At 41.9% G+C, this 13,347-nt stretch carries 13 protein-coding genes; all 13 read left to right on the top strand.

Annotated elements, in window-relative coordinates; genetic code table 11:
• Nucleotides 1-4 precede the first annotated feature (4 nt).
• Complete coding sequence (locus JOC36_RS06550; protein ID WP_205145705.1) at nt 5-250, top strand: acyl carrier protein; 246 nt, start codon at nt 5-7, stop codon at nt 248-250.
• Between the two features lie 161 nt (nt 251-411).
• A complete protein-coding gene (rnc, locus tag JOC36_RS06545; RefSeq protein ID WP_205145788.1) occupies nt 412-1,113 on the top strand; it encodes a ribonuclease III in 702 nt (233 codons plus the stop codon).
• Between the two features lie 26 nt (nt 1,114-1,139).
• Nucleotides 1,140-4,679: a chromosome segregation protein SMC gene (gene smc, locus JOC36_RS06540; protein ID WP_205145704.1), complete on the top strand. Its 3,540-nt coding sequence runs from the start codon at nt 1,140-1,142 to the stop codon at nt 4,677-4,679.
• 5 nt (nt 4,680-4,684) lie between these two features.
• Nucleotides 4,685-6,130: a signal recognition particle-docking protein FtsY gene (gene ftsY, locus JOC36_RS06535; RefSeq protein WP_205145703.1), complete on the top strand. Its 1,446-nt coding sequence runs from the start codon at nt 4,685-4,687 to the stop codon at nt 6,128-6,130.
• 1 nt (nt 6,131) lies between these two features.
• Nucleotides 6,132-6,473: a putative DNA-binding protein gene (locus JOC36_RS06530; RefSeq protein ID WP_205145702.1), complete on the top strand. Its 342-nt coding sequence runs from the start codon at nt 6,132-6,134 to the stop codon at nt 6,471-6,473.
• Nucleotides 6,474-6,476: 3 nt separating this feature from the next.
• The gene (ffh, locus tag JOC36_RS06525) at nt 6,477-7,928 is read left to right on the top strand and encodes a signal recognition particle protein (RefSeq protein WP_205145701.1); all 1,452 of its coding nucleotides are present in this window, start codon (nt 6,477-6,479) and stop codon (nt 7,926-7,928) included.
• 94 nt (nt 7,929-8,022) lie between these two features.
• Nucleotides 8,023-8,295, top strand: a complete 273-nt coding sequence (gene rpsP / locus JOC36_RS06520; RefSeq protein WP_205145700.1) for a 30S ribosomal protein S16 — start codon at nt 8,023-8,025, stop codon at nt 8,293-8,295.
• A 94-nt stretch (nt 8,296-8,389) separates the two neighbouring features.
• Nucleotides 8,390-8,896, top strand: coding sequence for a ribosome maturation factor RimM (gene rimM, locus JOC36_RS06515; protein ID WP_205145699.1), 507 nt, complete (start codon nt 8,390-8,392; stop codon nt 8,894-8,896).
• Nucleotide 8,897: 1 nt separating this feature from the next.
• The gene (gene trmD, locus JOC36_RS06510; RefSeq protein ID WP_205145698.1) at nt 8,898-9,641 is read left to right on the top strand and encodes a tRNA (guanosine(37)-N1)-methyltransferase TrmD; all 744 of its coding nucleotides are present in this window, start codon (nt 8,898-8,900) and stop codon (nt 9,639-9,641) included.
• Between the two features lie 116 nt (nt 9,642-9,757).
• Nucleotides 9,758-10,114, top strand: a complete 357-nt coding sequence (rplS, locus tag JOC36_RS06505; RefSeq protein ID WP_205145697.1) for a 50S ribosomal protein L19 — start codon at nt 9,758-9,760, stop codon at nt 10,112-10,114.
• A 120-nt stretch (nt 10,115-10,234) separates the two neighbouring features.
• Complete coding sequence (locus tag JOC36_RS06500) at nt 10,235-10,420, top strand: 2-hydroxymuconate tautomerase (RefSeq protein ID WP_205145696.1); 186 nt, start codon at nt 10,235-10,237, stop codon at nt 10,418-10,420.
• 61 nt (nt 10,421-10,481) lie between these two features.
• Nucleotides 10,482-11,996, top strand: a complete 1,515-nt coding sequence (glpK, locus tag JOC36_RS06495) for a glycerol kinase GlpK (protein WP_205145695.1) — start codon at nt 10,482-10,484, stop codon at nt 11,994-11,996.
• A gap of 255 nt (nt 11,997-12,251) precedes the next feature.
• The gene (locus JOC36_RS06490; protein ID WP_205145694.1) at nt 12,252-13,316 is read left to right on the top strand and encodes a hypothetical protein; all 1,065 of its coding nucleotides are present in this window, start codon (nt 12,252-12,254) and stop codon (nt 13,314-13,316) included.
• Nucleotides 13,317-13,347 lie beyond the last annotated feature (31 nt).

Raw genomic sequence — 13,347 nt, 5'->3', positions numbered from 1 at the left:
TAAAATGGAATCACGACAAGCTTTAACTGAAAAATTAATTCAGCTCGTGGCAAAACGGTTTTCAGTTGATCCACAGCAATTATCTGGAAAGACGGACTTAACACAAGATATTGATGCTGATTCAATCGATTTTGTTGAGTTATTACTGCAAATGGAAGATGAATTTGATACCGCCATCTCTGATGAGACTGCTGAGCATTTGAAGACAATCGATGATATTGTTGACTTTGTCATCGAACATGGAAAATAATATGAAACGACGCTAGCAAATTTGTTGTGTTTAAACTATGACCACCGTCTAAGGTAGTTAGGGATGCGCACGATAAATGCTGTTAGCGTCTTTTTTTCGCACAACCACCGCTTTTTAAATCTGCTATAATAGGAGGCATGCTAGAATTGAAAGGATTCAATATGATTGAACAGTTAGAACAAGAATTAGCCGAACAGTATGATATACATTTTGATAATCAGCAGCTACTACAAGAAGCGCTAACTCAGGCCAATTATCTTAACGAACACCCTGAAGAGTCTGGAAATGATTATCAACGTTTAGAATTTTTAGGGGATGCAGTCATGCAACAATCGACTGCCGTGTATTTATTTAAACGTTACCCAGATTGGGATGAAGGTCGGTTGACAGAGTTGCGGATTGCAATGGTGCAGACCCGCTCATTTGCAGCTTTGTCACGTGAGTTACATCTGGATCAGTATATTCGTCTCGGTAATGGAGAAGAATTATCTGGTGCCCGGCAACGCGATTCATTGCTTGAAGATATTTGGGAAGCTTTTATTGGTGCGCTTTATTTGGATCAAGGGCAAGACACCGTAATGCGCTTTTTGGATCAGATTTTATTTTCAAAAATTGATGAAGGCTTTTTTGAACAATTCGTTGATTATAAGTCAAAGCTACAAGAATATTTACAGCAAGATGGGCCGGTTGATATTCAGTATCAAAAATTAGCTGAACAACCTGTTGAAAATAATGATCAGCTGTTTACGGTCGAAGTGACTGTTAAACAACAAAAGTTAGCAACAGGTCAAGGAAAATCAACTAAAGCGGCTGAAAAAGATGCTGCACGAAAAGCTTATCAAAGCTTAATGCAAAGTAAATAAGATAAATTGGGGCTAGGACACAGCATATGAAATTAAAAGCTTTATCTATGCAAGGGTTTAAATCTTTCGCTGATAAAACGCAAATTGATTTTATGCCCGGGATTACAGGTGTCGTTGGCCCAAATGGTTCTGGTAAATCAAACATTATCGAAGCTATTCGTTGGGTAATGGGCGAACAATCTGCCAAAGGATTACGTGGTGACAAGATGGCGGACGTGATTTTTGGCGGTACTAAAAATCGTGCACCTTTGAATCGGGCGGAAGTTTCAATTGTGTTTGACAATCAGGATCATTACCTCAATTCAGAGTTTTCTGAAATTGAGATCAAACGGACCTTGTATCGCAATGGTGAATCAAAGTACCAACTAAATGGTAAACAAGTGCGCTTGAAGGATATTCAAGAGTTGTTTATGGATTCTGGATTAGGGCACGAAAGTTTTTCGATTATCTCACAGGGCCGAGTGGAACACATTTTTAGTGCCAAACCAGAAGATCGTCGGGCGATTATCGAAGACGTCGCTGGGGTGTACAAATATAAACAAAATAAAACGCAAGCTAGTAAGAAATTAGCAACAGTTCAGGATAATTTAGCACGTGTGACGGATATTATTTATGAACTGGAACAACGTTTGGAGCCACTTGCCCAGCAAAGTGCCCAAGCCATGGATTATCAAAACCAAAAAGCTGAGTACGATCAATTGAATCAAACGCGTCTACAGTTAGTTTTGACCCTAGGGCATGCACAGCTACATGAGTTAACGCAAAATTTGACTGAACAACAGCAAGCCTTGTCGGAAGCAACTGCACAGTTAAATGCAGCACAAACGCAATTGGCTGAGCAAAAAGAAACTTTGCAAGCACAACGTGCTCAACAACAGCAACAACAACAGGCTTTATTGCAAGCGACGCAAGCAGTTGAAAATATTGCTGGTGAGTTGAAAGTGCAAAAAGAACGTGAACATAATCAAGCGCAGTTAGTGCAAACAACTGAGCAAACATTAGCTGAGCGGGAAAATGCTGAGCAGACATTGCAAGCTGGTTTAGCTCATGCCCAAGCGGAGCTCAAACAAGCGCAACAAACGGTGGTTGATTTAGCTGAACAAATTAAGCAATTGGACCACGTTGAGGAACGTGATACTTTAGCAACGCTACAGGAAAACTTGGCAAAGTTACGAGCTGATTCGGTCGACGCCTTGCAAGCCTTGACGACTGCTAAAAATCATCAACAATATGCACAACAAGAATCTAAACGAGCGGATGCGCAAACCCAACGCTATCAAGAGCGTGCGGATGCCTTAGCGCAACAAGCGCAACAAGCGCAAGTACAATTAGAACAGGCACAAGATCAAGCAAAACAGGCTAAGACTGAATTGGCACAGGCTCAACAGGTTTTAGCTGAGCAACAAAAGCAAGGGCAGCAAGCTGAACAAACGTATCAAGAAAGCCGTAAAGCATGGTATCAGGAGCTACAAACACAACAGGAAGTACAAGCGCGGTTACAGTCATTGCAACGCTTGAATGAACAATATGATGGTTATTATCAGGGTGTTAAGAACTTGATGCGGCATCAAAGTGATTTTCCTGGAATCCAAGGGGTTGTGACTGAATTGATTACGGTTGCACCTGAGCATCAGTTGGCAATCGAGACGGCTTTAGGATCTGCCTTACAACAAGTTGTTGTGGACCAACCTGATACGGCTAAGCAAGCAATTCGCTTTTTAAGCGAGCGTCATTTGGGACGCGTGACATTTTTACCACTAAGTACGATTAAGGCGCGTCAATTGCCACAAGATGTACTACAAACAGCGCAACAACAAGTAGGGTATTTGGGAACGGCAGCGGATTTGGTCCACATTGAACCAAGTCAAGTTATTGTCAAACAGCATTTGTTAAATACAACCTTGGTTGTTGATAATCTTGATCATGCAACACAATTGGCCAAAGCTATCCGGCAACGAGCTCGGATTGTGACACTTGATGGACAAGTGATTAATGCGGGTGGTGCAATGACTGGTGGTGCTAGCCGTAATCAGCAACAAGGTTTATTGAGTCAAAAGAATGAAATGGCTGAACTGAACACACGTTTAACGGAGTTAAATCAATCAGTTGCTGATATGGAAGCTAAAGTTGCTAAGCAACAAACACAGTTAAATGAATTGACAGAAGCATTTAAGGCTAAGCAAAACGAGGTCATGCAATTATCTCAGGCTGATCAAGATCAACGAGCGGAAGTTGAGTTAGCTCAACAGCGTTTAGCACAAGTTGAGCAGAACCAAAAAAGCCTAGCTTATGATATGCAGGCGGCCGGGATCCAAACAGAAACAACGCATCAAGACCCACAACTTGAAGTGCAACAGGCACAAGCAGCTTATGATGAAGCCAATGCAAACTTGGCGGCAGCGCAGGCTAAAATTGAGGAATTGCAACAACGCTTGGAAGCAAGTGATGCCCAATTGCTTGATGTGCGGTTAGCCCATCAAACCGCCGAAAATAACGTTGAGCATTTGCAACAGACAGTTGCAAATCAGCAACAGCAATTGCAAGATAATCAAGATGCTCAAAAACAGTTGCAGCAGCAATTGACTGATTTAAAAACAAATCAAGTTGACGTCAAAGCACGGTTAGCGACTGAATATGAAGCAAAACAGGCAGAACGGGATGACTTAGAAGCCAGTGGTGGAGCTTTAACTCAAGCAGTAGAAGCTTTGACGCAAAATATTGAACAAATTGAGCAAGCAGTCACAAATTATCAAGATCGGGCGCAACAGTTGCAACAGCATGTTAATCAAACTCAAATGAAAAAGGATCAATTGGCGAGTCAAATTGAGCAGACTCAGGTCCAATTATCTGAAGATTACCATGCAACCTATGAACCTCAAAAGGAAGCCAGTGAAGAGCAGGTACAAACTTTGAATGGTCGCTTGAAGTTATTGAAGCGTGGCTTGGATGAAATTGGGGCGGTGAACTTAAATGCAATTGCTGAATATGAAGAAGTTAAGCAACGTTATGACTTCTTGCAACAACAAAAGCAGGATTTGATTGATTCTCAAGATGATTTAACGGAAACGATGAGTGAAATGGACGAGGAAGTAAAAACGCGGTTTAAGACGACGTTTGATGCTGTAAATGCCCAATTTGAACAAATTTTTGTTAAAATGTTTGGAGGTGGACAAGCTAAACTATATCTTAGCCAACCAGACGATTTATTAGAGACTGGGATTGATATCAAAGCGCAACCACCTGGTAAAAAATTCCAGCAAATGAGTTTGTTATCAGGGGGAGAAAAGGCTTTAACAGCAATTAGTTTGTTGTTTGCAATTTTGGCTGTTCGTCCAGTACCGTTTGTTGTCCTTGACGAAACCGAAGCTGCACTAGATGAAGCGAATGTCGATCGTTTTGCGAATTATTTGCATGAGGCCAACCAACGGACACAATTTATTGTGATTACACATCGCCAAGGTACCATGGCAGCCTGTGATGTTTTGTATGGGGTAACGATGCAAGAACCAGGTGTTTCAACCATGGTTTCAGTCAATTTAAATGAAGCAGTTAATGAAAGAGGGTAAGCACAATGGGATTATTTGATTTTTTTAAACATAAGCCACAGGTTAAGGTGGAGGTTTTAGAACCGCACACTCTTACAGATGAAAAAGCTGCTCAAGTTGCTGCGAAATTAGCAGAAACAACGCCTGACTCAATGGCAGCAACGCCAAGCGACATTGATTTGGTTGAATCAGATGCAACGACCGTTGAAGTGGCACGTTCAACCGACCAAACAGTTGTTGAAGATAATTTGGAAACGCATGCAGATGATTTGGTAGCGGCCAAGCAAGCAGCACAAGCTTCTATGGGAATTTCAGAATCAGATGCAAGTATTTTTGCTTCAACATCAGTTTCTGAATCTCAGGCAGCCTCAGTTACAGCAGCTTCATTGTCAGTTTCTGAATCACAAGCTGCCTCAGAAGCCAAAGCGGCTGAATCGGCTTCCATATCTGAAATGCAGGCTACTTCTGAGTCGTTATCTGCTGATCTGGTCAGTGAAGCAGAAGCTGCTAATAAAGAAACAGACACAGCTGAAGCGGATAAAAAAGATTTGGATCAAGGGCTATCAAAGACACGTCATACTTGGTCAGAACGTTGGAATCAATTTATGTCAAATTTCCGTTCTGTCGATGAAGACTTTTTTGATGATTTAGAAGAAACTTTAATTGGAGCTGATGTTGGTGCGCAAACAGCCGTGACGCTCACTGACGAATTGCGTGATGAAGTTAAGCTAAAGAATGCGAAAAGTAAGGATCAAGTTTCAAAAATTATCATTGAAAAATTGATTGAATTGTATGAGCGCCAAGGCGTTGATGAAGATGCTTCAATGCACATTAATTCAGACGGATTGACGGTCATCTTGTTTGTTGGTGTGAACGGGGTTGGTAAGACCACCACTATCGGAAAAATGTCACAATACTATAAGCAAGCTGGTAAAAAGGTCGTTTTGGCCGCAGCAGATACTTTCCGAGCTGGTGCAACTGAACAACTTGTTGAATGGGGGCGTCGGAATGATATTCCGGTAGTTACTGGTGATGAAAAAGCTGATCCTGCCTCTGTCGTATATGATGGCGTAAAGACCGCACAAGCTGATGGTGCGGATATTCTGTTTGTTGATACAGCTGGTCGTCTACAAAACAATGTCAACTTAATGCAAGAATTGTCAAAGATGAAGCGCATTATTCAACGTGAAATTCCTGAAGCACCACAAGAAGTTTTGTTAGTCCTTGATGCAACAACTGGGCAAAACGCCTTGCAACAAGCACGATTGTTTAAGGATTCAACTGATGTGACAGGCATTGTTCTCACTAAATTGGATGGAACGGCTAAGGGTGGTATCATCTTACCAATTCGAAATGAATTGCACTTACCTGTGAAGTGGGTTGGTGTTGGGGAACAAGTATCTGACTTAAAGCCATTCGATGCCAATGAATTCGTCAAAGGTCTCTTTGGTCCTTTGTTAGAGGAGAAATAACATGGAGTTGGCAAAAACCACCCGTTTAAATGCGTTGTTTGGTTTTTATCAACCATTGCTAACGCCGAAACAAAATGACTATTTGGAATTGTATTATGCTGATGATTTATCGTTAGGAGAAGTAGCAGAAGAGTGCGATGTATCACGGCAGGCTGTTTATGATAATCTCAAACGGAGTACACAGTTGTTGGAAGATTATGAAAGTAAACTCCACTTGTATGCGGACTATCAAAAGAGACAAAAGATGGCAGCATCTTTACAGAAATATATTGATGATACTTATCCAGAAGATGAAACATTACAAACAATGATTGATCAATTAGTGACATTAGAAGAGGAGTAATAGATGGCTTTTGAAGGTTTAACAGAAAGATTGCAAGGTGCTATTAGTGGCTTACGCCGTAAGGGAAAAGTGACTGATGCCGATTTGCGTGACACGATGCGTGAAATTCGCATGGCTTTACTCGATGCCGACGTTAACTATTCTGTAGTTAAAGAATTTGTGCGGAACGTACGCGAAAAAGCTGCTGGGGCAAATGTTTTAGAAGGATTAAATCCAGCCCAACAAATTGTTTCAATCGTGAATGACGAACTGGTTGAAATGATGGGTGAGGAAGCTGCACCACTAAACAAGTCTCCTAAGATTCCAACCGTGATTATGATGGTTGGTTTACAGGGTGCTGGTAAAACGACAACCGCTGGTAAGTTAGCTAAGAAATTGAAGGATGAGCAAAACGCGCGTCCATTTATGATTGCCGCCGACGTTTATCGTCCTGCTGCGATTCAGCAGTTGCAAACGATTGGTGAACAAATTGATGTCCCTGTTTTTGAAATGGGGACTGATGCGGATCCACGTGAAATTGTCCGCCAGGGATTAGCTAAGGCTGATGAGATGAAGGCTGATTATGTCTTTATTGATGCGGCGGGTCGTTTACAAATTGACGAAGCATTGATGCAAGAATTAGCCGACATTAAAGAAATCGCACAACCTGACGAAATTATGTTAGTTGTCGATGCGATGACGGGACAAAACGCCACAGAAACAGCGGAAGGGTTTAACGACCGCTTAGGCATTACCGGTGTGACATTGACAAAGCTTGATGGTGATACACGTGGTGGAGCAGCGTTATCAATTCGTGCTGTAACGGGTAAGCCAATCAAGTTTGTTGGTCAAGGTGAAAAGATGGATGACTTAGATGTCTTCTATCCTGATCGAATGGCGAGTCGTATTTTGGGCATGGGTGATATGATGACCCTAATTGAGAAGGCCCAAAAGGATTATGACGAAAAGCAAGCCGAAGCCACCATGGAAAAGATGAAGTCAAGTACTTTTGACTTTAACGATTTCTTGGATCAAATGGAACAAGTGCAAAATATGGGACCAATGGAAGATTTGATTAAAATGATTCCGGGAATGGCAAGCAATCCAGCTTTGAAGAATGTACAAATTGATCCAAAGGATATGGAACACCTTAAGGCGATTGTTTACTCAATGACACCTGCTGAGCGTGAAAATCCAGATTTGCTAAATCCATCACGTCGACGTCGTATTGCTGCTGGTTCAGGTCGGCCAATTGTCGAAGTTAATCGCATGATTAAGCAATTTAATGAGATGAAAAAGATGATGGGTTCGGTCTTGAATGGTGACATGCAAGGGATGGAACAAATGATGGGTGCCATGGGCATGGGCGGTAATGGCGCCGGTGCCGGTGGTGGTTTGCAAGGTAAAATGGCCAATGTCGCGATGAAGCAAATGGCCCGTCGAGTGAAGAAAAATAAGAAAAAGCGGCGTAAATAATAAAAAATTAAATGTGTAAAGGAAAAACACTTTACACATGCTTGTGTAACTGGTATATTATTACCTGTAGAAAAATTACTGGAGGAATACAAACATGGCTACTAAGATTCGTATGAAGCGTATGGGTTCAAAGAAGCGCCCATTCTATCGTATTGTTGTTGCTGACTCACGTGCACCACGTGATGGTCGTTTTATCGAAACTGTTGGTCTTTACAACCCATTGGTTGAAGAAAACCAAGTACGTTTGGAAGAAGACACAATTTTGGACTGGTTGAACAAGGGTGCTCAACCATCAGATACTGTTAAGAACTTGTTGTCAGATGCTGGCATCATGCAAAAGTATCACGAAGCAAAGTACAGCAAGTAATTGCTGCTAATGAGGGCGACCAATTGCGGTTGCTCTTTTTTTATGTGAGCGTGTGCTATACTAAACACAAAAAACATCTCAGAAAGAGGCTAGCATGAGTTTATTTAAAGTCGGATCAATCGTAAACACACACGGCATTCGCGGTGAAGTGCGTGTGGTGCCTATCACTGATTTTCCAGAGGAGCGCTTTCAAGTTGGTGAACAACTGGTGATTGATGGTAAGCAACCTCTCACAGTTGAAATCGCGACAGCACGACCACACAAGCAATTCTATTTGCTTTCATTTAAAGATATGCAAGATATTAATCTCGTTGAACAATATAAGGGACGTGATTTAATGGTTGATGAAACACAAATTGAGGCATTGGCAGATGAAGATGCCTATTATTATCATGATATTATTGGATTGGAAGTAATTGACCAAGCCACAGGGGATCATTTAGGGAAAGTCAGTGAAATCTTGGAACTACCAGCCAATGATGTTTGGGTCGTAAAACGACCAAGTACGGAAGATTTGTTATTACCCAACATTAAACAGGTTGTTGAAAAAGTAGACTTAGAAAATGGACAGGTTTTTGTGAACCAATTAGAGGAAATTTAAGATGCGCATAGATGTTTTGAGCTTATTCCCAGATATGTTTGCGCCCATGCGTGAATCAATTATCGGCAAAACGATTGATAAAGGGCTGGTTGATTTCAATGTTGTGGATTTTAGAGACTATACGACCAATAAACATAACAAAGTTGACGATGAAATTTATGGTGGTGGGCAGGGCATGTTATTAATGCCCCAGCCAATTTTTGATGCAATGGATGCTGTCGAACAAGCGGCGGGAGATCGTGGTCGTGTGATTTTAATGGATCCAGCAGGTGAGACGTTCAATCAAGCTAAAGCTGAAGAACTGGCTAAAGAACCCCATTTAACATTTATTGCCGGTCATTACGAAGGGTATGATGAACGCATTCGTGAATTGGTGACTGATGAAATTTCGATTGGTGATTTTGTGTTAACTGGCGGTGAGTTAGGTGCGATGACCGTCATTGATGCGACGGTGCGTCTTTTAGATGATGCATTGGGGGATGAAAATTCAGCCGTTGATGATTCGTTTTCAACTGGTTTATTGGAATACCCTCAATATACACGCCCAGCTGATTTCAGAGGGCGCCAAGTACCTGATGTGCTAACTTCGGGTAACCATGCGAAAATTGCTGAATGGAAGCAAAAAGAAGCACTAAGGCGGACATATTTACGTCGACCTGATTTATTAGAAAATTATCCATTTGATAAGACATCACGCCGTTTGTTACGTGAAGTCGAAGCTGAAGAAAATGATGCAAATTCATAAAAACATTTGCAATCACAGGGCACCTATGATATATTACTCATTGGTGTTTTCACCAAAATAAAAGCCGATAATCCGCTGGCCAAGTGGCGAATGATTGTTGATGAGGAGATAAGATTATGCGTCAAAATGCATTGTTAGAAAAGATCACTGCTGATCAACTACGTACGGACATTCCTGAATTCCGTGCTGGTGATACTGTTCGTGTTTATGCACGAATTGTTGAAGGATCACGTGAACGTGTCCAATTGTTCGAAGGTGTTGTTGTTAAGCGTCGCGGAACTGGTATCCAAGCTACTTATACTGTTCGTAAGATTTCAAGTGGTGTTGGTGTGGAACGTACATTCCCACTTCACTCACCACGTGTTGATAAGATCGAAGTAGTCCGTCATGGTCGCGTTCGTCGTGCCAAGTTGTACTACTTGCGTGCATTGCAAGGTAAGGCTGCTCGTATTCCTGAAGCTCGCCGTAAGTAATGCTTGCATCGATAAAAAGGCTACCCCTTGGGTAGTCTTTTTTTGTGCCGTCAAACTTGAATTTACCGCGGATAGATGATAAATTTAAAAGATAATTACATAGAAAAATGAGGAAAAAAGATGCCATTTGTACATGTTGAATTAGTAGAAGGTCGGACGCCAGAACAATTGAAAGCGATGATGACCGAAATTACTGATGCAGTTGAAAAAAATACCGGGGCTCCTCGTTCAGCAATCAAAGTCATTGTTGATGAAATGCGTGCAGATCGTTTTATGGATGGTGGAACATTACGTTCTGAAAAATAAAAACAAGACGAGCATGACCAATTTGGCATGCTTTTAATTTTGAGGTATGAGGAAGGCAGCTATGGCTGAACAATATATTTTATCAATTGACCAAGGTACAACGAGTACACGGGCTATTTTATTTAATCATGATGGTGTAGCCATTGCACAAGAACAACGAGAATTACCCCAAATTTTCCGTGAGCCCGGCTGGGTTGAACATGATGCTAACATTATCTGGGATGATACGCGCCAACTATTAAATGAAGTGGTGTTAAAAGCAAATATTGAGCCCTATAAAGTTGGTGGGATTGGGATTACCAACCAGCGTGAAACAACGGTACTTTGGGACCGCTTAACAGCAGAGCCCATTGCGCCAGCCATTGTGTGGCAATCAAAACAAAGTGATGAGATTGCTGAGCAATTAAAAGCCGAACATGAACAATTAATCTATGACAAAACTGGCTTGTGGGTTGATGCTTATTTTTCAGCCACTAAGATTATGTGGTTATTGCAGCACACACCAGGAGCGATGGAAAAAGCCGAACGCGGTGATATTTTATTTGGTACGATTGATTCATGGTTGCTTTATAAAATGACTGATGGGGCCGTGCATGCGACTGATTATACTAATGCATCGCGTACGATGTTGTTTAACATCCACACTTTGGAGTGGGACGACGAATTACTTGAGTTATTTGGTATTCCTAAAGCAATGCTACCAAAGGTAGAGGATTCAGCGCATGTATTTGGACATACCGCTAACTATGTATTTTTTGGTTTACATGTACCGATTTCTGGAATTGCCGGTGACCAACAAGCAGCTTTAGTTGGGCATCGTGCCTTCAACCAAGGGTCTGTTAAAAATACATACGGAACCGGCTCATTTATTGTGATGAACACGGGTAAACAAATTGCTCGGTCAAATAATGGTTTGCTATCAACCATTGCTTACAGTTTGAATGGGGAAGTGACTTATGCGCTTGAAGGATCTGTTTTCATTGCTGGGGCGGCTATTCAATGGTTGCGGGATGGGCTAGAATTGATTAAGGATGCTAGTGAAACATCCGAACTTGCAACCTTATCGCGTGTGCAGCATCCTGATTTCATTTATATGGTTCCGGCTTTCACTGGTTTAGGGGCACCATATTGGGACCAACAAACGCGTGGGGCAATTTTCGGGATTACGAGAGCAACTAATAAAGCTGATATTGTTCGCGCTACTTTGGAATCTTTGGCTTATCAAACCCGTGATGTATTAATGGCTATGGAAAATGATATTGCCTTAGAAATGGATGTATTAGTGGTTGACGGAGGTGTGTCAGTTAATGATTACTTGCAACAATTCCAAGCTGATTTATTACAACTGCCAGTACGTCGGCCTGATCAATTAGAAACAACAGCCTTAGGTGCAGCTTTCTTAGCTGGTTTAGGGATTGGTTTTTGGTCAGATTTGGATGACTTACCAGAGTTACCATCAAACCACATTAAGATGCCTGATACGGCTTTAGCTGGTGAAATGGAACAAACGTATGGCCGCTGGAAGAAGGCTGTGCGTGCAGCGCAAAGTTTTCCACTACAGGATGATTTTTCGTAATATTAAGTTTATGTTACAAACATTAGAAAATTAAGTTAAACTGAGCATTTTAGTCTAAGCGCCTGTTACAGGTAAGGCTAAAATGCTTTTTTCTTGTTTATAACTATAAATGATGAGCCTGATACAGATATGGGTGGATAAATAAGCTTTAAAAGAGGTCGGTTAAACTTAATGGCCCCTTAAATTCGCCCTCCATAAGGTGTTATTTTGCGGTATCATGAGTGTATTAAATTAAGTTTAAGAGGGAAATCGGATATGGGAAAGAAGCGAAATACAATCGTTGTGAGTGGTATGATTGGCGCGCTTGGTGTGATGGGGGCTACGCAAGTTCCTGAAGTTAAAGCGGCTATGCAACACTTTGAGCAAGCGGAAAAGTCAACGAGCCAACAGGTTGTGCAAACCGACCCGGTTCATCAAAGCTTACAGAAGTTGATGGGGCAAGATCAACCTGAGAAGCAATCGGCAGCTAAGAAAGCTGAACCAAAACGAACGAAGAGCGATTTGAAGCAAGTGTCAGCTAAAAAGTCTGACGCAGTTAAGCAAGCACAGCAAGCGGCGACGGTTGCTAGTTCACAAGCTGTCCAAACCGAGACAGCTAAGTCACAATCGGCTGAAGCAAAATCTCAAGCAGCGGTTAGCCAGACCATGGTGGCACAGGCAACTGATACACAAGCGATTACAGAGGCAGCAACTTCACAAGAACCAGCTATTGATCAAACTGTTGTAACAAGTGAAAGTGCAACCTCTCAAGTAACATCGGCGGTAGATAGTAATGTTAATCAAACGGTTAGTGAATCTGCTAGTGCCGCAATTATTCCATCAGAGTCTGCTGCAATTTCAGAGTCTGCTGTAAGTAGTTTGGCTCCAGCCGCATCAGAACAAACCGTCACTTCTGATGCTACCAGCCAAGCAGTGAGTCCCGATTCAACAACCGGTGCGGTAGAGCAAAGTGCGGTGGCAACTGATACACAACAACAAGGCAATGCGATGACTGATGCGGCAACTGAAGTAGTGAATAATGGAACGGCAACGACTTCTGGACAATTAGTTGCACAGTCATATCAAGCCGCTACGGGTCGGACAATCCCAGCCAATACAACAGAACAAGAAGCTTATTTTGCCACCACGGATGTTAATGGACAACCAGTGGACGCAGTTGCCCAACCAGGTGATGTTTTGTTCTGGGGTGATCATGGAACAGCATATCAATCAGGAGTTTATTTTGGAGATAATCAAGTGGCAACAGTTGCTGATCAAACTGCAACAGCTGCGGTTCAACCAATTCAACAAAGTCCTGATTTTGTGGGAACATATCAATAAAGATAAAATAAAAAGCTTTGGATTTGTAAAT

The organism is Weissella uvarum (genome assembly GCF_016908785.1).
Lineage (GTDB): Bacteria > Bacillota > Bacilli > Lactobacillales > Lactobacillaceae > Weissella > Weissella uvarum.
Note: the sequence above shows the minus strand (reverse complement) of the source record. Positions and strands in the feature narration are given on the sequence as shown.

Excerpts from the sequence above, each read along its gene's own strand:
- JOC36_RS06550 (WP_205145705.1), top strand. The coding sequence starts at position 5 with ATGGAATCACGACAAGCTTTAACTGAAAAATTAATTCAGCTCGTGGCA.
- rnc (WP_205145788.1), top strand. The coding sequence starts at position 412 with ATGATTGAACAGTTAGAACAAGAATTAGCCGAACAGTATGATATACAT.
- smc (WP_205145704.1), top strand. The coding sequence starts at position 1,140 with ATGAAATTAAAAGCTTTATCTATGCAAGGGTTTAAATCTTTCGCTGAT.
- ftsY (WP_205145703.1), top strand. The coding sequence starts at position 4,685 with ATGGGATTATTTGATTTTTTTAAACATAAGCCACAGGTTAAGGTGGAG.
- JOC36_RS06530 (WP_205145702.1), top strand. The coding sequence starts at position 6,132 with ATGGAGTTGGCAAAAACCACCCGTTTAAATGCGTTGTTTGGTTTTTAT.
- ffh (WP_205145701.1), top strand. The coding sequence starts at position 6,477 with ATGGCTTTTGAAGGTTTAACAGAAAGATTGCAAGGTGCTATTAGTGGC.
- rpsP (WP_205145700.1), top strand. The coding sequence starts at position 8,023 with ATGGCTACTAAGATTCGTATGAAGCGTATGGGTTCAAAGAAGCGCCCA.
- rimM (WP_205145699.1), top strand. The coding sequence starts at position 8,390 with ATGAGTTTATTTAAAGTCGGATCAATCGTAAACACACACGGCATTCGC.
- trmD (WP_205145698.1), top strand. The coding sequence starts at position 8,898 with ATGCGCATAGATGTTTTGAGCTTATTCCCAGATATGTTTGCGCCCATG.
- rplS (WP_205145697.1), top strand. The coding sequence starts at position 9,758 with ATGCGTCAAAATGCATTGTTAGAAAAGATCACTGCTGATCAACTACGT.
- JOC36_RS06500 (WP_205145696.1), top strand. The coding sequence starts at position 10,235 with ATGCCATTTGTACATGTTGAATTAGTAGAAGGTCGGACGCCAGAACAA.
- glpK (WP_205145695.1), top strand. The coding sequence starts at position 10,482 with ATGGCTGAACAATATATTTTATCAATTGACCAAGGTACAACGAGTACA.
- JOC36_RS06490 (WP_205145694.1), top strand. The coding sequence starts at position 12,252 with ATGGGAAAGAAGCGAAATACAATCGTTGTGAGTGGTATGATTGGCGCG.